This is a genomic window from Planctomonas sp. JC2975 (assembly GCF_012985205.1).
Taxonomy (GTDB): domain Bacteria; phylum Actinomycetota; class Actinomycetes; order Actinomycetales; family Microbacteriaceae; genus Humibacter.
In genome coordinates this window covers 1,023,456-1,043,264 of the sequence record NZ_JABEKS010000001.1, presented here as the reverse complement: position 1 = coordinate 1,043,264, position 19,809 = coordinate 1,023,456, and the positions used below count along the sequence as shown (strand labels likewise).

The following is a 19,809-nucleotide window of genomic DNA, read 5'->3' as shown; positions in this document are numbered from 1 at the left end:
CGGTGTCCACTCGATGACCTCGGGCGACGCCGGTCGCCCGCCTTAGGATGAGCGCATGCTGATCCGCGTGCTCAATGCCGTCCTCGTTGGGATCCTCGGCATCGTCTTCGGCACGCTGGGCACCCTCGTGCACAGCTCGACGATCGGCACAGCGCAACTGCCGTGGGGCATCGTCGTGGCCCTTGCGGCGCTCGGATGCCTGCTGGTCGGCATCCGTCTGCTCAGCGACAGCAGGCTGTACGCGCTCTGCGCCGCGATCGGTGCACTGGTGGCCATCGGAGTGCTCTCGCAGAAGAGCTTCGGTGGATCCGTGCTCATCACCTCGAGCGTGATCGGCTGGACGTGGATGGGCGGCGCCGTTGCCATCTCCCTGATCGTCGTCGCCTGGCCGCGCCCGAGGCAGCCGCAGCGCGAGGCCTGATGCCACGACGGCACGTCGCAGCGTGCCGGGACGTGCGGCAGAGGCCACGTCGCAGTGTGACGGTGTGTGGCAAAGCGCGACGGGTGGCCGGTGGCGCACGCCCTAGACTGAATGGGCGCTCGCGCGAGCCCGAAGGGAGTCATTCGAGAAGTGACGTACGTCATCGCCCTGCCCTGTGTGGATGTCAAGGACCGCGCCTGTGTGGATGAATGTCCGGTGGACTGCATCTACGAAGGTGAACGAAGCCTCTATATCCATCCCGACGAATGCGTGGACTGCGGAGCGTGCGAGCCCGTCTGCCCCGTCGAGGCCATCTACTACGAAGACGACCTGCCCGACGTGTGGAGCGACTACTACCGCGCCAACGTCGAGTTCTTCGATGACATCGGATCCCCGGGTGGCGCGGCCAAGGTGGGCGTGATCGCGAAGGACCACCAGCTCGTGGCAGCGCTTCCGCCGCAGGTCCACTGAGCGTGACCCGTCCCGAGCTTCCCGACTATCCGTGGGATCTCGTCGCCCCGTACGCACAGCGTGCCAGACGGCATCCTGACGGCATCGTCGATCTCTCCATCGGATCTCCCGTCGACCCCACGCCGGCGCCCGTCCGCCGCGCGCTGGCGGAGGCGACGGACGCCCACGCGTACCCCCAGACATCGGGCACGCCGGAACTCCGCGAGACGATTGCCTCCTGGTATGCCCGCCGCCGTGGCGTTCCGGGGCTCACAGCCGACGATGTGCTGCCCACCATCGGATCCAAGGAGCTCGTCGCCCTGCTGCCCGTGCTCCTGGGGCTCGGGCCGGACGACGTGATCGTGCATCCGCGCGCGGCGTACCCGACCTACGCGATCGGCGCAGCCATCGTGCAGGCGAGGGCGTTCGCTTCCGACGACCCCGCAGAGTGGCCGCAGGGCACCAAGCTGGTGTGGCTGAACTCGCCGGGCAACCCCGACGGACGCGTGCTCGACGAGGACTTCCTGAAACAGGCGGTGGCCAGAGCCCGCGAGTTGGGCGCTGTCATCGCCAACGACGAGTGCTACGCGGAACTCGGCTGGGACGGCAGATGGGCGAACGAGGCAGTGCCGAGCATCCTGGATCCCCGCGTCATCGGATCAGGTGACGCGAGCGAGCCGGCAGACCTCACCGGCGTGCTCTCCGTGTACTCGCTGAGCAAGCAGTCGAACATGGCCGGATACCGCGCCGCCTTCGTCGCAGGCGACCCTGCGCTGATCGCCAAGCTCCTCACGATGCGCAAACACGCCGGACTCATGCTGCCGGCACCTCTGCAGCACGCCATGGTCGTGGCACTGAACGACGACGAGGCCGTGCGCGAACAGGTCGAGCGGTACCGCGGCAGGCGCGAGGTCCTGCGGCCGGCGCTGGAGGCATCCGGCTTCCGCATCGACCACAGTGAGGCGGGGCTGTACCTGTGGGCGACTGCGGGGGAGGATGCCTGGACCACGCTGGGCAGACTCGCCGACCTCGGCATCCTCGCGGGTCCCGGTGTCTTCTACGGTGACTTCTACCCCCAGCACGTGCGCCTGTCGTTGACGGCGTCGGACGAGCGCATCGCCGCCGCGGACGAGCGTCTTCGCACTCTCTGACGGATCGCGCCGCACGCAGACGCGAGTGCTCGCGTCGAGGCTTCGCGGGCCGGCCGCGGCGCGGCGAAGGTTGCCACGCAACCGGTTGAGTCTGGAACGCGGCGTGCTTCGAACACACCCAGTCGCGACCCGCTGTCCTTCGAACGTGCTCAGGTTTGTGCCTTCCGGTGCACTGGCCGCCCCCATCGTTGGCGGGTACGACAGTGGACCCGCTTAACCCGTAGGCTGTAGAAACCGGACTTTGTCGCATGCTAGGAGGCTTGAGTGAACGCAGGTGGTCACGACGGAGCGGACGCCGAACAGCGAGCCACTCTGACCTACCCCGGCGGAACGGCGGAGTTCCCCATCCTCCCGAGCGTTGCCGGAGCCTCGAGCATCGACCTGTCAACGCTCAACCGGCAGACCGGCCTGACGACACTCGACTACGGCTTCGTGAACACTGCGGCGACGCGTTCGAAGATCACGTTCATCGACGGCGACGCGGGCATCCTGCGCTACCGCGGATATCCGATCGAGCAGCTCGCCGCCCACTCCTCGTTCCTCGAGGTGGCCTATCTTCTGATCTACGGAGAGCTTCCGACGGCCGACGAGCTCGGATCGTTCGACGAGCGGATCCGTCGTCACACGCTCCTACACGAGGATCTGCGTCGCTTCTTCAGCGCGCTGCCGCACGACGCGCATCCGATGTCCGTACTCTCCAGCGCTGTGTCGGCGCTCGGCACCTTCTACCAGGACTCGCTGAGCATCAATGATCCCGAGCAGGTGGAGCTCTCCACCATTCGTCTGCTGGCGAAGCTGCCGGTGATCGCGGCATACGCGCACAAGAAGAGCCTGGGTCAAGCGTTCCTCTACCCGGACAACTCGCTGAGCTTCGTCGACAACTTCCTCCGGCTCAACTTCGGCACCATGGCCGAGCCGTACGAGGTGAATCCGACGGTGTCCAAGGCGCTCGACCGGCTGCTCATCCTGCACGCCGACCACGAGCAGAACGCGTCGACGTCGACTGTCCGACTCGTCGGATCCACGCAGGCCAACCTGTTCTCCTCCATCTCGGCCGGAATCAACGCCCTGTACGGCCCTCTGCACGGCGGCGCGAACGAGGCTGTGCTCGACATGCTCGCCGCGATCCGGGACTCCGGCGAAGGGGTTCATCGCTTCGTCGAGCGTGTCAAGAACAAGGAAGACGGCGTGCGTCTGATGGGCTTCGGACACCGCGTCTACAAGAACTACGATCCGCGCGCGAAGCTCGTCAAGGAGAGCGCCGATGCCGTGCTCGCCGGACTCGGCGTGCACGATCCGCTCCTCGACATCGCCAAGGAACTCGAGCAGATCGCCCTGGACGACGAGTACTTCATCCAGCGCAAGCTCTACCCGAACGTGGACTTCTACACCGGCGTCATCTACAAGGCCATGGGCTTCCCGACCCGCATGTTCACGGTGCTGTTCGCGATTGGGCGCTTGCCCGGCTGGATCGCGCACTGGCGCGAGCTCAACGCGGATCCGGCCACGAAGATCGGCCGCCCGCAGCAGCTGTACGTCGGCGAGCCGGAGCGTCAGTACCCGACCGAGCGCTGAGCTCGGCATTCCGCTTGAGCCGGGGCCTGCGCTTTCGCTGACTCAGCTCCTTCCCACCGGTTTCGCTTGTCGGAAGCAGTTCGTCGCTTACGACTACCTTCGACAAGCTCAACCAGGGGAAGGGCTGGCTTCGACCAGCTCAACCGGCGGAGGGCGTCAGCTCCAGGGTGTCCTGGGTGGCCTTGGTGACGGCACCCGGAGAGAAGGCCCACGTGCGCGTCTCGTTGTGCTGCCACAACGGGGTCTGATCCACGTAATGCGGATTGAAGGCGTGGCCGGAGTCACCGGTGAGGTTGACCCAGGTCGACCGGTCGAAGTCCGAGAGGTCGACGACCTGGCGCATCGACGGCACCCAGTTGACGGCATAACCGGCAGAGGCGTCCCAGCCGACGGCGTCCACGACGGATGACCCGCCGCCCAGCTTGTACGGGCCCCGGTTGAAGAGCCACTCGATCGGTGCGATGCCTGACTCGCCGAAGCTCTCGTTCGTGACCTCCAGGGTGTGGATGTCGCCCCACTTCCAGCTGGACATCTCCGGCCCCATGAGTCGAACGGCCTCGCGATACGCCTGATCGGCGGCGTACGCGAACATGTCGTCGCGGTCCTGTACGCCGAGTCCGGTGTCGACCCACCAGCTGGAGTTCCGGTCGTCCGCGATCGAGTCCACGACCTGGAACCAGCGATCGCCTCCGACGGGGGCTGCGCCGGCGGGGAGCTTGCGCGCGAATGCGTCCTCGAGCAGGTTGCGCCAGAAGATGTTGAAGTACGCGGCGGCCGCGCTGTTCTCGTCGTCGCGATAGTTCCAGTGCGAGAGGAGATCGACGGCCTTCTTCGTGCCGGGGTCGAGCGAGACCTTCTTCAGGATGGGCACGAGAGCAGCCGCGTTCGCGTCGTACGTGTCGGCGTCGATTCGCGACATGTCGGCCGACGTGATCTTCTTACCGCTCTTCATCAGGCTGGTGAGGTCGGCGGTGATGCGCTCGGCGCGGTATCCGGAATCCCAGTCCATCGTGAGGTTCGCCGGGAACTGAGGACCGACGGCGGCGTTGTTGGCCGTGACGATGTATCCGCTCGGCGGGTTGTACACGCTGGGCAGCTGGTCGAACGGCAGGTAGCCGCTCCAGCCGAACGCGCTCGACCAGCCCGGCGTGATCGTGGTGCCGTCGCCCTGTTTGCGCACCGGGATCCTGCCGGGCGCCTGGTAGCCGATGTTCCCCTTCGTGTCGGCGTAGAGGAGGTTCTGGGCCGGTACGTCGAACTGCCTGGCGGCGTCGCGGAAGTCCTGCCAGTCGGCTGCCTTGTCGAGCGTGAAGATCGACTCTGCCGTCGTGCCGGGCGTCAGCGCCGTCCACTGCAGCGACAGCGCGTACTTGCCGCCTGGGATGTCGCCGCTCGAGGAACGATGGCTCTTCACGATGGTGTCGTACACGCCACCGGAGACGATCGGCCCGTGGATCGTTGAGCGCACCGTGATCGTCACCGGGCTCGAGCCGGCGACCTTGATGGTCTCCTTGCGTGTCGTGAACGGCAGCACCTGTCCGTCGTACTCGTAGCCCTTGCCGTTCAAGCGCTCGAGGTAGAGATCCGTCACGTCGGGGCCGAGATTCGTGAAGCCCCAGGCGACGTGATCATTGTGGCCGATGATCACGCCCGGGAGCCCGGAAAAACTGAACCCGGCCACGTCGAACGGGCAGGATGCGCTCACGTGCGCGCAGCGCAGCCCCATCTGATACCAGATGCTCGGGGCGGCCGGGCCGAGGTGCGGATCGTTGGAGAGCAACGGCTTGCCGGTGGCGGTGTGCGCGCCGGAGACCACCCAGGAGTTGGATCCGATGTCGTCGCTGTTGATGCCGAGCAGCGCGGGCACCTGCGCCGCCGTGGCCTGCAGCTGCGACGCCAGGGTCGCGACGTCGGATGCTGCGGCATTCGCGCCGGCGTCTGCAGAGTCCTGCGATCCGGACGCGTCGGACGCGGACGTCGCTGCCGGCGCGTTCGACGCGAGCTGGCCGGGGTCGCCGCCGCCGGCATCCGTGATGGTGGGATGCGTCGAGTACGGATACTGCGGGTGGAGCTGGGCGATCTCGCCGGCGGAGAGCTTGGTGGCGAGCAGCGCACGGTCCAGCTCGTCTTCGAGGTTGGATCGCAGATCCCACGCCATCGCCTTGAGCCAGGCCACCGAATCCGCCGGCGTCCACTTCTCGGGCGTGTAGCCGGGCGTCTGGAGCCCGAGCACCGCGTACTCCAGTGAGATGTCCGCGCCCTTGTGGTCGGCCAGGTAGGAGTTCACCCCGTCCGCGTACGCCTGGTAATAGGACAGGGTGGTCTTGTCCATCTGCTTGACCTCCTGCTCGGCGACGCGTCGCCAGCCGAGGGTGCGGATGAACTCGTCCGTGCCGATCTGGCTCGCGCCGAACAGCTCGCTGAGCCGTCCTGCCGTGACGTGGCGACGGAAGTCCATCTCCCAGAAGCGGTCCTGGGCGTGCACGTATCCCTCCGCCATGAAGAGGTCGTGCGTCGTGGATGCCGTGATCAGCGGGATGCCGGCGTCGTCGCGCTGCACCTCCACCTTGCCGGTCAGCCCGGGAATGGCGATCGTGCCCGTCGTCTGCGGGAAGGACCGGGTCACCGTCCAGAAGCCGAGAACGGCGAGGATCACCGCGAGGGTGACGAGGATGGCGAGCAGGATGCCGAGGAACCGCCAGAACGGGTGCCTTCGAGAAAGGCGCGCTGCATCCGTGCCCACGTCACTCCTTCGTGTCGGCCCCCGCGATCATCGTAACGGCAGCCGGACGCCCAATCGGCGTACGGACACGGGCCGGATCGGTACGCGGCGACGCTGCGGATGCGGCCCGTCATCCGGCGCGACCGTCGTGGGTCGTCACGTCGCCCACCGTCGGCAGGCGCTGGTCGCCGATCGACTTCGGCGCCATGCGACCGATCGCCGTCGGGAGCGCGCCGATCGTGAGAACGTGCACGCTGTCTCCGGCGCGGAGGGTCGCGAACGACGCCTCATCCGGAACCGTCGGAGGAAGCGGGATGTCGTGGACGCCTTCCGCGAGCTCGCCATCGGTGATTGTCGCGAAGGTGCTGGTCGGCTCAGGCGGAGTCCACGAGGTCATCCAGAACGCCTCGAGGATGACTCGAGCCGGCTTGTCCAGAGAGACGCGGAGAGTCCGCGCCGAGGCGTCGTACTCCAGACGTGCGCGCGGCTCCACAGCTGAGTCAGCGGCAGCCTCCACCTGCGCAGCGATCACGCCGGGGATGCCGACGAGGCCCTGGACGAAGGCGGCGGCCGGATTCCGTCGGCCGATCTCGTCGCGCAGCGACCCCTTCGCGTCGGCCGGGACCATGCCGCCGAACACCACGAGATCGAGCCGAGCGGGGTCGTAGTCATCGAGCACACTGTCGAATCGGTTGGTCGCGTCGGCCGCATATCCGGCGCGACGGAGGAGTTCCACGGTGCCCGTCAGCACCGTGGGGCTGCGGCCGATGATGAGTACGCGAGCGCGGGAGGCGGGCACGATTTCTCCTTGTGAGATGAATTCCCTATTGTTGGTACTGCCAACGTTGGCGGAGCCAATATAACAAATGTTGGCCGTGCCCACAATGACTATGCTGGCGGCATGCCGGCTCGTCACAACCCGTCTGGCCGCACGCCGGACCGCATCAAGGACCGCCCGACCTGGCTCATCAGCGGGGCGTTCGCGCGCTCATCCGCTCTGCTGAACGAGGGATTCGATGCCGGCGGCGACGGTCTGCGCGGATACCACTACAGGCTGCTCGCTGCGCTCGACCAATGGGGGCCGGCGAGCCAGGCAGACCTCGGACGCGACACGGGAATCGACCGCAGTGACGTCACGGCTGCACTGGCCGAACTCGAGGATCGATCGCTCGTGACGCGGCACGTCGACGCCGCTCGGAAGACCAGGAAGATCGTGTCGATCACGGACGAGGGCGTTCAGAGGCTGCGCGTGCTCGACGGAGTCCTGGACGGCATCCAGGAGGCGGTGCTCGCCCCTCTCACCGCCGCCCAGCGGAAAGAGTTCCTCGAGCTGCTCGCTCGGCTGACCTGAGCTCGGCGGCCGCCGAGGCCGCGAGGCCGACCGAGACCTCGACGCACGTCCTACGCGTGAAGGATCTCGTTCAGCTGGATGCCCTGCCCGCCGCGCTGGAGCACCTCGACTGCGCCGCTGAGAGAGTTGCGGCGAAACAAGAGGTTCGGCACGCCGGAGAGCTCGAGCGCCTTGATGGTCTGCTGAGCACCGGATGCGTCCGGCGCCGAACCGACCAGCACCACCTTCGTGCCCGCCGTGACGTACAGGCCGGCCTCGACGACGCAGTCGTCGCCGATCGAGATGCCGATACCGCTGTTCGCGCCGAGCAACGAGCGCTCGCCGATGGCCACGCGCTGGGTTCCGCCACCCGACAGGGTGCCCATGATGGACGCGCCACCGCCGATGTCGGACCCGTCGCCGACCACGACGCCCTGCGAAATCCGGCCTTCGACCATGCCGGAGCCGAGCGTTCCGGCGTTGTAGTTGACGAATCCCTCGTGCATCACCGTGGTGCCAGGTGCGAGGTGGGCGCCGAGACGCACCCGTGAGGCGTCCGCGATGCGCACGCGCTCTGGCACGACGTAGTCGAGCAGGCGTGGGAACTTGTCGATCCCGGTCGCCTGGATGCCCGCGTGCTGCAGGGCCGGCCGCAGCCGTTCGTAGTCGGCGGGATGCATCGGGCCCGCGTTCGTCCAGGCGACGATCGGCAGGTGGGCGAAGATCCCATCGAGGTTGATGGTGTTCGGCTTCACGAGCAGGTGGGAGAGCAGGTGGAGGCGAAGGTAGGCGTCCGGTGTGCTCTGCACGGGCGCCTGCAGCTCGATCTCGATGGCTCGGGCGTCGAGACTGACGTTGCGGCGGGCATCCGCTCCGGTCTGCGCCTCCAGAGCCGCAGGGACGAGCCATGGTTCGCGGCCCTCCGGCAGACGCCCGAGCTGCGGCTTCGGGTACCAGGTGTCGAGCACCGTGCCGTCGCCTGCGACGGTGACCAGGCCATAGCCCCAGGCGTGCGTTGCCGTCGGCGAACCGCCCTCTCCGGCGTCGGCGGGCAGGACGGCGTCGGGTTCTGCGGCGGGCATGCCTCTAGATTAGTGGGGTGACTCTGGACCTCACGGCCGGCCCGGTCGAACTCACCCGTGCCATCTGCGACATGGAGTCCGTCTCCGGCAACGAACAGCAACTGGCGGATGCCATCGAGCAGGCCGTGCGCGGCCTGCCGCATCTCGAAGTGACCCGCGTCGGCAACAACGTCGTGGCACGCACGACCCTCGGACGCGACAGGCGCGTCGCCATCGCCGGTCACATCGACACCGTGCCCGTGAACGACAACCTCCCGACCCGTTTCGAGACTCTGGAGGGCGTCGACTACCTGTGGGGTCGGGGGAGCGTCGACATGAAGTCGGGCGTCGCGGTTCAACTCGCGCTGGCGGCGGAACTCGTCGAGCCTCGCTACGACATCACGTGGCTCTGGTACGACAACGAGGAGGTCTCGTCCGATCTGAACGGGCTCGGGCACCTCGCCGACCAGCGTCCCGATCTGCTCGAGGCCGACTTCGCCATACTCGGGGAGCCGAGCCGCGCCGATGTGGAGGGCGGCTGCAACGGCACGCTGCGCGTCGACGTGCGCACCGCCGGGCTTCGCGCCCACGCGGCGCGTCCCTGGGTGGGCGAGAACGCCATCCACAAGGCGGCGCCGATCCTGCAGACGCTCGCGGACTACACGCCACGCGAGGTCGAGGTGGACGGTCTCCTGTACCGGGAGGCGCTGAATGCGGTCCTGATCCGCGGCGGAGTGGCGACCAACGTCATCCCCGACGAGTGCGTGGTGCACGTGAACTACCGCTTCGCTCCGAGTCGCTCCGGCGATGAAGCCGTCGCCCACCTGCGCGACCTCTTCGGCGACGATGCCGTGACCGTCGTCGACCTGGCAGAGGGTGCGCGCCCTGGTCTGGACACGCCCTTCGCACGCGACTTCCTCGCAGCGGTCGGAGCAACGCCGAGACCGAAATACGGATGGACGGATGTCGCACGCTTCGCCGCACTGGGCATCCCCGCCGTCAACTACGGCCCCGGCGACCCGCTCAAGGCGCACGCGGATGACGAGCGAGTGGCGCTCTCGGAGATCGTGGCCTGCGAAGAGGGGCTCAGGCGCTGGCTCACGGCGCGCTGAGCGGCCTGGGCGAGAGTACCGACGGCAGACCCGGCGACAGAACGCATCGACGTGACAGCAGAACGCACAGCATCCGCTTCAGGGGCATCGCATTCGCGGATGTCCGGACGACTGCGGGCTCCCGTCGGTCTGCGGCTGCGGTATCGGCTCACCCCGTGGTGGGTGAAGGTCATCGTCGTGTACCTGGCGGCACGCGTCATCTCGACGGTGATGATCCTGGTGCTCGCCGGCGTTCAGGGTCCCAACCCGTGGACGGGCGCCCAGCCCGGCTACTTCGACTACGCGTCCATCTGGGACGGCCGCTGGTACGACATCGTGGCCGAGACAGGTTATCCGTCGACGCTGCCGATCGGCGCGGACGGCACGGTGCAGCAGAATGCGTGGGCGTTCCTGCCGGCCTATCCGTTCCTCGTTCGGATCGTGATGACGATCACCTTCCTGCCGTGGTCGCCGGCGGCCGTGCTGGTGTCGTTCGGATTCGGCCTCGGCGCCGCGCTGGTCTTCAACCGGCTGATGGCGCTGAAGCTCCCTGGCTCGACGAGCCTCTTCGCCACCGTACTGTTCTGCGTCGCCCCGACGACGCCGCTCTTCCAGCTCGCGTACGCCGAGTCGATGTACATCTTCTTGCTTCTGCTCTCGCTCTACCTGCTGCTACGGCGCAAGTACTGGTGGATGATCGCTCCCGTCATTTTGATGGCGTTCACCCGCCCCAGCGGACTGGCATTCGCCCTCGCGATGGGGCTGCACGTCGTCTACCGCTGGTGGGTGCGAAAACGCGACGGATTCCCGGTGCGCGAGGCAGTGGCATCCGTGGTGGTGACAGCGGTGGCGGGATTCGCAGGACTGGCGTGGCCGGCCATCGCCGGCTGGGTCACCGGCGTTCCGGATGCGTACACCGCCACAGAGCTCTCGTGGCGGGCCGATTACATCGGCCACGTGAACCTCGTGCCCTTCACGCCCTGGTTCCAGGGGGCGCAATGGTGGTTCGGCGTCTTCCTCTACACCTCGCCGTGGCTGGGATACATCGCCCTCGTCGTCCTCATCGCACTCACCGGGCTGTGGCTGTTCTCGCCGTCGGTGCGCAGGCTCGGAGTCGACCTCCGGTTCTGGTGCGTGGCGTACATCCTCTACCTGCTCGCGGTGTTCTTCCCGCAGTCCAGCACGTTCCGGCTCCTGGCTCCGCTGGCGCCGCTGCTGGGAGCATTGGCTGCGCCGAAGAGCCGCGTCTATCGCATCGGACTCGTGGTGCTGTGCCTCGTGCTGCAGTGGATCTGGCTGCTGGTGTGCTGGGGTGTCGACGGCGCCGACTGGTCACCGCCGTGATCCGTGAACGTCGACCCGGGCGATCGGAATCGGGTAGGCGATTTCCGCGGGGTACACCCGATGGCGGATAATGGAGAGACATCCATGAAAGGGGAGCTACATGGCGGCCATGAAGCCGAGAACCGGAGACGGACCCATGGAGGCTGTAAAGGAGGGGCGCCTCATCATCGTGCGCGTTCCCCTCGAAGGTGGAGGCCGGCTCGTCGTCTCGGTCAATGACGCCGAGGCTCAAGAGCTTCACGACGTGCTCGGCGCGGTCATCACCGGCAGCTGACGCCCCACCAGCACCACAAGATCAAGCACAACACGCACGAGAGCGGATGCCGTCAGGCATCCGCTCTCGTGCGCGTCGAGGCCGCCGATGGATGTGGAAAGACTGCTGGATCAGCTGGGGTCACCGGTTCCGACACGCTTGACCAGCCACCGGCGGCGCCGGCAAACCAGCGGTCAGGGCAGGGCCGACCGGGGATCGCTCGGGCTCGACCAGCGTGGAACGAGCTCAGTCGCCGAGCTTCGTGATCTGCAGCAATCCGTCTCCGACGGTGCTCAAGGCACTGACCACCGCAGGAGAACCGGCGATCTCGGTGACCAGGGTGCGGAATCCGGTCGTGATCTCGTCCCGTTGGGCAGGATCGGCGACGCGGCCCTTCCAGAGGGCGTGGGCCACGAGGACGGTGCCTCCCGGACGCGCCAGACGCAGAGCGTGCTCGGTGTATTCGATGACGCCTGCGGGATCCGCATCGACGAACACCACGTCGTATGCGTTCTCGTTCATGCGAGGAAGAACGTCCCTGGCGCGTCCCGTGATGAGCCGCACCCTGGACGGCGAGATCCCGCCGTCGGTGAAGTTGGCTCGCGCGCTGTGCAGGTGATCGGGCTCGGTGTCGATGGAGGTCAGGGTGGCGTCCGTTGCGCCGCGAAGCAGCCACAGTCCGGAGACGCCGACGCCCGTACCGACCTCGAGGATGCTCGTGGCGCGGGATGCCGCGGCGATCACGGCGGCCTGCGCGCCGATGGCCGGGGAGACCGGCTCGATCCCCAGTTCGAGGGACTGCGCCCTCGCCGCTTGGACGGCAGGGGACTCCGAGACGATATCGGTGGCGAACTTCCAGCTCTGATCGTGTTGAGACACTGACGTTCCTTCCCGCCGTCAACAATACGGCCAGCCCGGCGACGGCCAGGCTCTCCGAGGCGTTCCCGGCGAATCGGCGGGGAATCAGTCGCGAGGGCTTATTGGCGTGCGGCTTGCGCATCTCCTGCGTAACGACATGGTCAGCACGCAGCCAGCACCCTGCTGCACGGGTTACTCTGTACGAATGTTCGGTTTGACCGTTGAGAAGCTGGTGATCATCGCCGTGATCGCCGTCTTCCTCGTCGGCCCCAATCGGCTGCCGAAATACGCGGCTCAGCTCGGTCAGTGGGCGCGCAATCTGCGGAACATGGCGGACAACGCCACCGAGAAGATGCGCGAGGAGTTGGGTCCGGAATTCGATGACGTCGACTGGCGCAAGCTCGACCCCCGACAGTACGACCCGCGACGGATCATCCGTGATGCCCTGCTCGATGACGAGCCGGCTCCCACGTTGAGTAGACCGGCCAAGACTCCGCGGCTCGACGACGGTGCGGTTCCGCCCTACGACTCCGAAGCGACCTAGGCCGCATCCTCGTCTCACGCTCCAGGCGCTGGTCGCGTCCTGATGTGCGTCAGCGTGCGTACGGAGCGGTCGTTCGTCCCGGTTAGGATTCCGGGATGACCGCAACGCAGCGATCGGCGCCGATCCGAACGGCGCTCTCCCGACCCACCGTGGCACGGTATGCCATCGGATCGCTCGGCACGGGCGGATTCGCCACGCTGCCCGGTCTGGTTCTGGTGTTCTACCTCACGGACACGCTCGGCGTCGCGGCGCTCGCCGCAGGCATCCTGGTGACGGCGGCCAAGGTGTGGGACGTCATCATCGATCCGCTGATCGGCGGTTTCAGCGACCGCGGGCTTGCCGCTCACGGATCGCGCAGGCGTCTCATGGTGCTGGGCGCCGTCGGCCTCCCGCTCTTCTTCATCGTCACGTTCGCGGTTCCCGCCGGAACGGCTCCACTCGCGGCCGGTGTCTGGGTGTTCGTCGCGTTCCTGCTCACGGCGACGGCGTTCAGCCTGTTCCAGGTGCCGTACATCGCGCTGCCGGCCGAGCTCGCCTCCGACTACGACCAGCGCACCAGGCTCCTCACCTGGCGCGTCGTCGTTCTGACCCTGGCGATCCTGCTCTTCGGAGCCGGAGGCCCAGCGCTGCGAGACGCCTTCCCGCACGATCCGTATCTCGGCTACCTGCTGATGGCCGTCGCCGCGGGCGTCGTGATAGGCGCCGGCATGCTCGTGTCGTCGTTCGTCGCGCCCACCGGTGTGACGGGCATGCCGCAACCGGAGCGCGTCTCGCTGATCCGGCACTACGCGGTGGGCATCACGGCGCTGCGCGAAAGCCAGCCGTTCCGGGCGCTGCTGCTCGCGTTCCTGCTGCAGGCCGTTGCGACGGGCGAGATGCTCGCCGCCGCGAACTACGTGGCCAAGCACGTTCTGCACTCGACGGATGCCGTGACCTTGCTCTTCGTCGCACTGATAGCACCGGCGCTGCTGGTGACTCCGCTGTGGGGCGTGCTCGCGCGACGGATGGGCAAGGAGCGCGGATTCCTGCTGGCGAGCATCCTGTTCGGTCTCGCTGCGGCGTCGATGCTGTTGCTGCTCTGGATGCCAGGACCCTGGGTCTACCTGCCCGTCGCGTTGTGCGGTGCCGGCTATGCCGGCATGCAGGCGCTGCCGATGGCGATGCTGCCCGACGTGATCTCGCACGACGCGCGCACGAACGGCCCTGGTCGCGCTGGGATCTTCGGCGGCATGTGGACGGCAGGCGAGACCACCGGAATGGCGCTCGGTGCGACGGTACTGTCGATCGTTCTGGCCGCCACCGGATACCTGGCGAGCACCGGCACGCAGACCGTGACGCAGTCGCCGCTGGCGGTCTCCGGCATCGTGCTCAGCTTCAGCGTGGTGCCCGCCGTTCTTGTGGCGATCAGCCTGGTGCCGCTTGTGCGCTACCGCCTGCGGAAGGAGGACGTCGATGCCGTCTGAGGAAGAGGGATCCGCCGAGCGATCGAGCACCGGGAGCGGTGACATCATCGCCCGGCTGCGCGAGCTGCGAGCCGCGGATGCACCGACGCACGGCGGACGGGTGCTGTCGTACGTGTACGACTCCGGACGTGCAGATCTGGACGAGCTCGCGGCCGCGGCCGCCTGCGAGATGCAGGCGGTGAACGGGTTGGATCCGACGACGTTCACTTCCGTGGCCGTGCTCGAGCGCGAGGTCGTCGGCTTCGCACGTGATCTGCTCGGCGGGGACGACGAGGTCGTCGGATCCGTCACCTCCGGCGGCACCGAATCGTGTCTCCTCGCGGTGAAGACCGCGCGAGACCTGTGGCGCGCGGCCGGCGGGGTGGGAACGCCTCGACTCGTGGCGCCGATCACCGTGCATGCGGCCTTCCGCAAGGCGGCGAAGCTCTTCGATGTCGAGTTCGACGCCGTGCCCGTCTCACCGTTCACCGGCACACTCGAGGCGTCGGCCGTCGTCGAACGACTCGGAGCGGACGTCGCGCTGGTCGTGGTCTCGGCCCCGTCGTATCCGTTCGCGGCGCTCGACCCCATCGTCGAGGTGGCGGCAGCCTGCCGGGTCGCGGGCATCTCATGCCACGTGGACGCCTGCATCGGCGGCTGGATCCTGCCGTTCTGGGCGGACGACGACGGAGCCCCGCTTCCACCGTGGAACCTGTCGGTTCCCGGCGTCACGAGCCTGTCCGCCGACCTGCACAAGTACGGATACGCGCCGAAGGGCGTCAGCGTGCTGCTCCACCGCGGTCGCGACCGTCATCGCGCCCAGTACTTCGCCACGACGCAGTGGCCGGGGTATCCGGTGGTGAATCCGACGCTTCTCGGATCCAAGTCGGCCGGCGCGCTGGCCGCGGCGTGGGCCATCATCCAGGCGCTCGGCGCCGACGGATTCGCCGGACTCGCCGACCAGTGCATCCACGCCACGCGGATGCTGCGGAAAGAGATCGATCGGATCGAAGGTCTCCGCGTGGTCGGCCGGCCGGTTGGACCGCTGCTGGCCGTGGCGGTTGACGAGTCTCTGCCACCCGAGCGTCGTGTCGACCCTCACCACTGGGCGGACGCGGTGCGGGCATCCGGATGGGTGCTGCAGCAGCAGCCGGGTCTTCTGCAGCCCGACGGGGTTCGGCTGCCGCACACCACGCACATGACCGTGACGCCCGTGACGGACAGTCGGCTCGGCGAGCTCCATTCGGCGCTGACCGCGGCGGCCGATGCCGTGCGAGGCATCCCGGCTGTGTCGCCCGAGCAGGTGCTCGCCGCCCTGCCGGAGGGAAGTCTGCCGTCGGGTGCCGCGCTGCTCGAGTCAGAGACGGCCGCGGCGCTGTTGTCGGGGCTCGGGCTGCTCGGCCGAGAGAACGGCGCGCTGCCCGACAGCATGGCGCCCTTCCTCGCGCTCATCGAGGCGTTGCCGCACGAGCTCACCGAGCGGCTGCTCACCGAGCTTCTGGCCCGAGTGGTCGAGCCTCGCTGACGGCTGCGCGGCGACCGGTGATCGCGCCACGCGGTGCGGTCAGACCAGGCTGGGGTTCAGGGAGCGGCCGGCGAGGCCGCGCGGCCTCGCCGCGATGCGGTCGGCGACGCCGCGGATGGCGACGGCTGCCGGATCCTCCGGATCGGACACGACGATCGGCTCACCGGCGTCTCCGCCAGACCTCAGCTGGATGCTGAGCGGAACGGATGCGAGCAGTGGCACGGGCGCATCCGCTCCCTCGGAAAGACGTGCGGCCACCTCTGCTCCACCGCCAGCGCCGAACAACTCGAGCACACTGCCGTCGGGCTGGGGGAGTCCCGCCATGTTCTCGATCACGCCGAAGACGCGTTGACCGGTCTGCCTGGCGACCACGCCGCTGCGCACCGCGACATCCGCAGCGGCGGGTTGCGGCGTCGTGACGACGAGCACGTCGGCGTCGGGGAGCAGCTGTCCGACGGAGATGGCGACGTCGCCGGTGCCCGGCGGCAGATCCAGCAGCAGTACGTCGAGGTCGCCGAAGTAGACGTCGGTGAGGAACTGCGAGATCGTGCGATGCAGCATCGGCCCGCGCCAGGCGACCGCCGTGGAGGCGTTCTGACCACGGGACGGATCGAGGAACATGCCGATGGAGATGGTCTTCACGTCGTACGCGATCGGCGGCAGGATCATGCTGTCGACGCGCGTCGGCTGCTGGGTGACACCGTCCTGGACGAGGCCAAGGATCCCGGGGATCGAGAAGCCGTAGACGTCGGCGTCGACCAGTCCTACGCGAAGGCCGCGCTGAGCGAGCGCGACGGCGAGGTTCGCGGTGATGGTGGACTTGCCGACACCGCCCTTGCCGCTGGTCACCGCATAGGCGCGCGTCAGCGAGTCGGCAGTGAACGGGTTGGTGCGGGCGCGGGATCCGCGCAGCCGCTCCGTGAGGGCGGATCGCTCGGCGGGCGACATGACGGAGACGTCCAGGTCGATGGACGTCACGCCTGGGGCGGAGGCGACCGCCTCGCGCACGTCGCGTTCGATGGCGGCCGCGGCCGGGCATCCGACGATCGTCAGCTTGATCGAGACCGAAGCCCTCCCCGCGTCGTCGAGTGCGACGTCGCCCACCATGCCCAGATCGGTGATCGGTCGGCGGATCTCCGGGTCGATGACGCGCGCGAGTCGGGAGCGGATGGCGTCCACGCCCTCAGTCACGGCCGAGTCCGCTCTGCGTGAGATCGTCTCGTTCGGTGCGGTCGCGCTCCAGCTCCTCGAGCAGCGAACGCAGCTCGGCCCGGATGAAGTCCTTCGACGCCATGTCCTTCACGGCGAGCCGTAGCGCGACCACCTCGCGCGCCAGGTACTCGGTGTCGGCGAGGTTGCGCTCGGCTCGCACCCTGTCCTGCTCGATCTGCACGCGGTCGCGGTCGTCCTGCCGGTTCTGCGCAAGCAGGATGAGGGGCGCGGCGTACGACGCCTGCAGCGACAGGATGAGCGTCAGCAGCGTGAAGTTCGTGGCGGCCGGGTCGAATTGCCACTGCCTGGGCATGGCGATGTTCCAGATGAGCCAGATCGTCACGAAGACGGTCATGCCGATCAGGAATCCGGACGTGCCCATGCCGCGCGCGAACGCTTCGGAGAACCGGCCGAACCGGTCCCGTCCGCTGCCGCCGAGACGGAGCACGGGGGTACGAAGGCCCTTCGGAGCGTCCAGCCGTGTGACGGCCCTGTCAGCTCGTGCCATTGCTCACCCTCTTTCCCGTTCGCCGGGCGTTCGCATCGTGCCCGGGCGTGTCGTCGAACACGTCGTCGTTCTCGTCGTGACTTCGCCAGTCGTCCGGTAGCAAATAGTCGAGGATGTCGTCAATGGTCACCACCCCGACGAGCCGGTAGTTGTCGTCCACGACGGGGACCGACACCAGGTTGTAGCTGGCCAGGATGCGCGACACCTCGGCCGCCGACGTGTTCGCGGTGACCGGCTCGAGCGTCTGGTCGATGATGGTGCCGAGTCGCTCGTGCGGGGGATACCGCAGCATCCGCTGGAAGTGCACCATGCCGAGGAAGCGTCCGGTGGGCGGTTCGTACGGCGGCAGCGTGACGCACACCGCGGCGCCGAGGGCCGGGGCCAGCTCCGAACGCCTGATGAGGGCGAGGCCCTCGGCGACGGTGGCGTCCGCGGAGAGGATGACGGGCTCGGTGGTCATCAGACCGCCTGCCGTGTCGGGGGCGTAGCTCAGCAGCATCCGCACGTCGTCGGCCTCTTCCGGCTCCATCAGCTCGAGCAGGTGCTCGCCCCGGTCGACGGGAAGCTGTGCGATGAGGTCGGCCGCGTCATCCGGTTGCATCTGGTCGAGCACATCGGCCGCACGGTCGTCGTCGAGTCCGCCGAGGATCTCGACCTGTTCGCTCTCCGGCATCTCCTCGAGAACGTCGGCGAGTCTGTCGTCCGGCAGCTCGCCCGCCACTTCGAGACGTCGCTGCTCAGGCAGGTCGAGGAGCGTGTTGGCGAGGTCGGCCGGTTTGAGGTCGGAGTAGGTGGCGATGAGTTGTTCGGCGGACTGCGCCTCGCCCTTCGCGGTGCGCTCGCGAACCTCGTTCCAGGTGACGAAGGCCGTGGCGCCCTTGGCGAAGGGAGACGGGCTGGTCTTCGGACGCCGCACGAAGAGCTGGGAGATGCCCCACGCGCCTGGGCCGGCCTGCTCGATGGCGACGTCCTCGATGGTGGCTGGACCGGATCCGTCGCGGAAGTCGACCGTTCGGCCGAGGATCTCGGCGATCACCCGCACCTCGCCGCCGCGCTGCGCGAAACGACGAACGTTGATGAGCCCGGTCGTGATGATCTGGCCGGCTCCGATGCTGGTGACCCGTCCGATCGAGACGAACACTCTGCGTTTGCCGGGGATCTCCACCACGAGGCCGACGACGCGCGGCGGATCGCTCTTGCGATACACCACGAGCACGTCGCGCACCTTGCCCACGCGGTCGCCCGCGGGGTCGAATACCGTGCACCCCGCCAATCGGGCCACGAACACGCGTGCTGCACTCACGGTTAAACCTTAGGGGCGATTGAGGGTTGGGGACTCGAGCTCGCTCGGGTCCCAACCCGATTGAGTCTCTGAGCGGCGCGGCCGCGATAGGGTGTGGGGCTGGACAGGCCGGGCCGACTGGCCTGAGCGTTCGGGAGGGTGCAGATTACGATGCGCCGTCCACCACGGCGAGCGTTCCTGATGGCGGCGTCGAGCGCGCATGGGACAATGGGCCGCATGACCAGCCAGGGCCCGGTCGGCGGCCGTTCGCGTCAGATGTTCCCCACTTTGCCTCGGGGCGAGGTGGTGGCGACCTTCGAAACCTATCCGGAAGCGCAAGCGGCAGTGGAAGTGCTGGTCAAGGGGGAGTTCCCCATTGCTCAGGTTTCGATAGTGGGCAGCGACCTGAAGACCGTCGAGCGGGTGACGGGAAAGCTGTCCTGGGGCCGCGTGGCGGCGGCGGGTGCAGCGTCCGGCGTCTGGCTCGGCATCTTCCTCGGCCTGCTGCTGCTCATCTTCAGCCCGGCAACGAGCTTCGGCGTGCTGCTCGCCGCACTGCTGCTCGGCGCCGGGTTCGGCATCCTGTTCGGCCTTGTCTCGTACGCGATCACCCGCAGGCGTCGCGACTACACGTCGATGACCCAGGTGCTGGCCACGAGCTACTCGATCATCGTGGATCCGGAACTGGCCAACCGCGCACGCAACCTCGTGGGCGCGCAGCCAGGGTCGGCGTACGTGCCGCCTGCAGGCGGTGTGCCGTTCGCGCCGCCGCCGGAGCATCCGTCGGATCCGCCCGCCGCGCCGAGCGGCACCCAGCCGTCAGGGCCCAGGGAAACCGGTGGCGACGCGGCCTCGGGGGAGTCGGCAGCCGGGCAGTCGCCCGCGCCACGGCACGACGAGCCGCCTCGCTACGGGGAGCGCACGGCGGAACCGCCCCGCTTCGGTGAGCGGAGAGATGGCGGCGCGGAGGGCGACAGGCGCGACTGACGCCGGGCCGCCGACTCGGCCTACTGGTTTCGGTGAGCTCAGCCAGCGGTGGG

General features: G+C 68.0%; 19 protein-coding genes. 12 read left to right on the top strand and 7 right to left on the bottom strand.

Translation table 11 applies throughout. The annotated features are described in order from the left end of the window. The first annotated feature begins 55 nt into the window (after positions 1-55). From HII28_RS04860 to HII28_RS04845, 4 genes are all read left to right on the top strand, one after another. Positions 56-421: a DUF6113 family protein gene (locus HII28_RS04860; protein WP_170024378.1), complete on the top strand. Its 366-nt coding sequence runs from the start codon at positions 56-58 to the stop codon at positions 419-421. Positions 422-571: 150 nt separating this feature from the next. Further along, positions 572-892 carry a ferredoxin gene (gene fdxA, locus HII28_RS04855; protein WP_170024377.1) on the top strand — a complete coding sequence of 107 codons (321 nt, stop codon included), beginning with the start codon at positions 572-574 and terminating at the stop codon, positions 890-892. A 2-nt stretch (positions 893-894) separates the two neighbouring features. Then, positions 895-2,022 (top strand): succinyldiaminopimelate transaminase, encoded by a 1,128-nt coding sequence (gene dapC / locus HII28_RS04850; RefSeq protein ID WP_170024376.1) that lies wholly within the window; start codon positions 895-897, stop codon positions 2,020-2,022. A 264-nt stretch (positions 2,023-2,286) separates the two neighbouring features. Next, a complete protein-coding gene (locus tag HII28_RS04845) occupies positions 2,287-3,597 on the top strand; it encodes a citrate synthase (RefSeq protein ID WP_170024375.1) in 1,311 nt (436 codons plus the stop codon). A 139-nt stretch (positions 3,598-3,736) separates the two neighbouring features. Here HII28_RS04845 and HII28_RS04840 read toward each other — a convergent pair whose 3' ends face one another. Together HII28_RS04840 and HII28_RS04835 are read right to left on the bottom strand one after the other, a co-directional pair. Beyond that, complete coding sequence (locus tag HII28_RS04840; protein ID WP_170024374.1) at positions 3,737-6,340, bottom strand: penicillin acylase family protein; 2,604 nt, start codon at positions 6,338-6,340, stop codon at positions 3,737-3,739. A gap of 109 nt (positions 6,341-6,449) precedes the next feature. Further along, complete coding sequence (locus HII28_RS04835; protein ID WP_170024373.1) at positions 6,450-7,118, bottom strand: hypothetical protein; 669 nt, start codon at positions 7,116-7,118, stop codon at positions 6,450-6,452. Positions 7,119-7,220: 102 nt separating this feature from the next. On the opposite strand from HII28_RS04835, the gene HII28_RS04830 reads away from it, so the two are divergent. Next, positions 7,221-7,670 (top strand): MarR family winged helix-turn-helix transcriptional regulator, encoded by a 450-nt coding sequence (locus tag HII28_RS04830; RefSeq protein ID WP_170024372.1) that lies wholly within the window; start codon positions 7,221-7,223, stop codon positions 7,668-7,670. Between the two features lie 50 nt (positions 7,671-7,720). On the opposite strand, the gene dapD is transcribed toward HII28_RS04830, so the two are convergent. After that, positions 7,721-8,731 carry a 2,3,4,5-tetrahydropyridine-2,6-dicarboxylate N-succinyltransferase gene (dapD, locus tag HII28_RS04825; protein WP_170024371.1) on the bottom strand — a complete coding sequence of 337 codons (1,011 nt, stop codon included), beginning with the start codon at positions 8,729-8,731 and terminating at the stop codon, positions 7,721-7,723. A gap of 17 nt (positions 8,732-8,748) precedes the next feature. On the opposite strand from dapD, the gene dapE reads away from it, so the two are divergent. The 3 genes from dapE to HII28_RS04810 all read left to right on the top strand — a co-directional run bounded on the left by dapE (position 8,749) and on the right by HII28_RS04810 (position 11,419). Continuing rightward, a complete protein-coding gene (dapE, locus tag HII28_RS04820; protein WP_170024370.1) occupies positions 8,749-9,822 on the top strand; it encodes a succinyl-diaminopimelate desuccinylase in 1,074 nt (357 codons plus the stop codon). Between the two features lie 99 nt (positions 9,823-9,921). After that, a complete protein-coding gene (locus HII28_RS04815; RefSeq protein WP_240977240.1) occupies positions 9,922-11,145 on the top strand; it encodes a hypothetical protein in 1,224 nt (407 codons plus the stop codon). A gap of 100 nt (positions 11,146-11,245) precedes the next feature. Then, positions 11,246-11,419, top strand: coding sequence for a DUF3117 domain-containing protein (locus HII28_RS04810; RefSeq protein ID WP_170024369.1), 174 nt, complete (start codon positions 11,246-11,248; stop codon positions 11,417-11,419). 225 nt (positions 11,420-11,644) lie between these two features. Here HII28_RS04810 and HII28_RS04805 read toward each other — a convergent pair whose 3' ends face one another. Next, positions 11,645-12,277, bottom strand: a complete 633-nt coding sequence (locus HII28_RS04805) for a class I SAM-dependent methyltransferase (protein WP_170024368.1) — start codon at positions 12,275-12,277, stop codon at positions 11,645-11,647. Between the two features lie 184 nt (positions 12,278-12,461). On the opposite strand from HII28_RS04805, the gene HII28_RS04800 reads away from it, so the two are divergent. The 3 genes from HII28_RS04800 (at position 12,462) to HII28_RS04790 (ending at position 15,767) form a co-directional block, all read left to right on the top strand. Then, positions 12,462-12,800, top strand: coding sequence for a sec-independent translocase (locus HII28_RS04800; protein WP_170024367.1), 339 nt, complete (start codon positions 12,462-12,464; stop codon positions 12,798-12,800). A 95-nt stretch (positions 12,801-12,895) separates the two neighbouring features. Then, on the top strand, positions 12,896-14,263 hold the full coding sequence (locus HII28_RS04795) for an MFS transporter (RefSeq protein ID WP_170024366.1): 1,368 nt from the start codon (positions 12,896-12,898) through the stop codon (positions 14,261-14,263). Further along, positions 14,253-15,767 (top strand): pyridoxal-dependent decarboxylase, encoded by a 1,515-nt coding sequence (locus HII28_RS04790; protein ID WP_170024365.1) that lies wholly within the window; start codon positions 14,253-14,255, stop codon positions 15,765-15,767. Before HII28_RS04795 ends, HII28_RS04790 begins: the two co-directional genes overlap by 11 nt. A 39-nt stretch (positions 15,768-15,806) precedes the next feature. On the opposite strand, the gene HII28_RS04785 is transcribed toward HII28_RS04790, so the two are convergent. The 3 genes from HII28_RS04785 to HII28_RS04775 are packed head-to-tail and all read right to left on the bottom strand — an operon-like array spanning position 15,807 to position 18,790. Further along, the gene (locus HII28_RS04785) at positions 15,807-16,958 is read right to left on the bottom strand and encodes a P-loop NTPase (protein WP_170024364.1); all 1,152 of its coding nucleotides are present in this window, start codon (positions 16,956-16,958) and stop codon (positions 15,807-15,809) included. Next, entirely contained in the window at positions 16,951-17,487 is a 537-nt protein-coding gene (locus tag HII28_RS04780) for a DUF1003 domain-containing protein (protein WP_170024363.1), read from the bottom strand. The genes HII28_RS04785 and HII28_RS04780 overlap by 8 nt, the downstream gene beginning before the upstream one ends. Beyond that, on the bottom strand, positions 17,474-18,790 hold the full coding sequence (locus HII28_RS04775) for a CBS domain-containing protein (RefSeq protein ID WP_170024362.1): 1,317 nt from the start codon (positions 18,788-18,790) through the stop codon (positions 17,474-17,476). The genes HII28_RS04780 and HII28_RS04775 overlap by 14 nt, the downstream gene beginning before the upstream one ends. A gap of 216 nt (positions 18,791-19,006) precedes the next feature. Between HII28_RS04775 and HII28_RS04770 the strand changes: the two genes are divergently transcribed. After that, entirely contained in the window at positions 19,007-19,756 is a 750-nt protein-coding gene (locus tag HII28_RS04770; protein WP_205864562.1) for a general stress protein, read from the top strand. The last annotated feature ends 53 nt before the right edge of the window (positions 19,757-19,809 follow it).

Excerpts from the sequence above, each read along its gene's own strand:
- HII28_RS04860 (WP_170024378.1), top strand. The coding sequence starts at position 56 with ATGCTGATCCGCGTGCTCAATGCCGTCCTCGTTGGGATCCTCGGCATC.
- HII28_RS04830 (WP_170024372.1), top strand. The coding sequence starts at position 7,221 with ATGCCGGCTCGTCACAACCCGTCTGGCCGCACGCCGGACCGCATCAAG.
- dapD (WP_170024371.1), bottom strand. The coding sequence starts at position 8,731 with ATGCCCGCCGCAGAACCCGACGCCGTCCTGCCCGCCGACGCCGGAGAG.
- HII28_RS04815 (WP_240977240.1), top strand. The coding sequence starts at position 9,922 with ATGTCCGGACGACTGCGGGCTCCCGTCGGTCTGCGGCTGCGGTATCGG.
- HII28_RS04810 (WP_170024369.1), top strand. The coding sequence starts at position 11,246 with ATGGCGGCCATGAAGCCGAGAACCGGAGACGGACCCATGGAGGCTGTA.
- HII28_RS04800 (WP_170024367.1), top strand. The coding sequence starts at position 12,462 with ATGTTCGGTTTGACCGTTGAGAAGCTGGTGATCATCGCCGTGATCGCC.
- HII28_RS04795 (WP_170024366.1), top strand. The coding sequence starts at position 12,896 with ATGACCGCAACGCAGCGATCGGCGCCGATCCGAACGGCGCTCTCCCGA.
- HII28_RS04790 (WP_170024365.1), top strand. The coding sequence starts at position 14,253 with ATGCCGTCTGAGGAAGAGGGATCCGCCGAGCGATCGAGCACCGGGAGC.
- HII28_RS04780 (WP_170024363.1), bottom strand. The coding sequence starts at position 17,487 with ATGGCACGAGCTGACAGGGCCGTCACACGGCTGGACGCTCCGAAGGGC.
- HII28_RS04770 (WP_205864562.1), top strand. The coding sequence starts at position 19,007 with ATGACCAGCCAGGGCCCGGTCGGCGGCCGTTCGCGTCAGATGTTCCCC.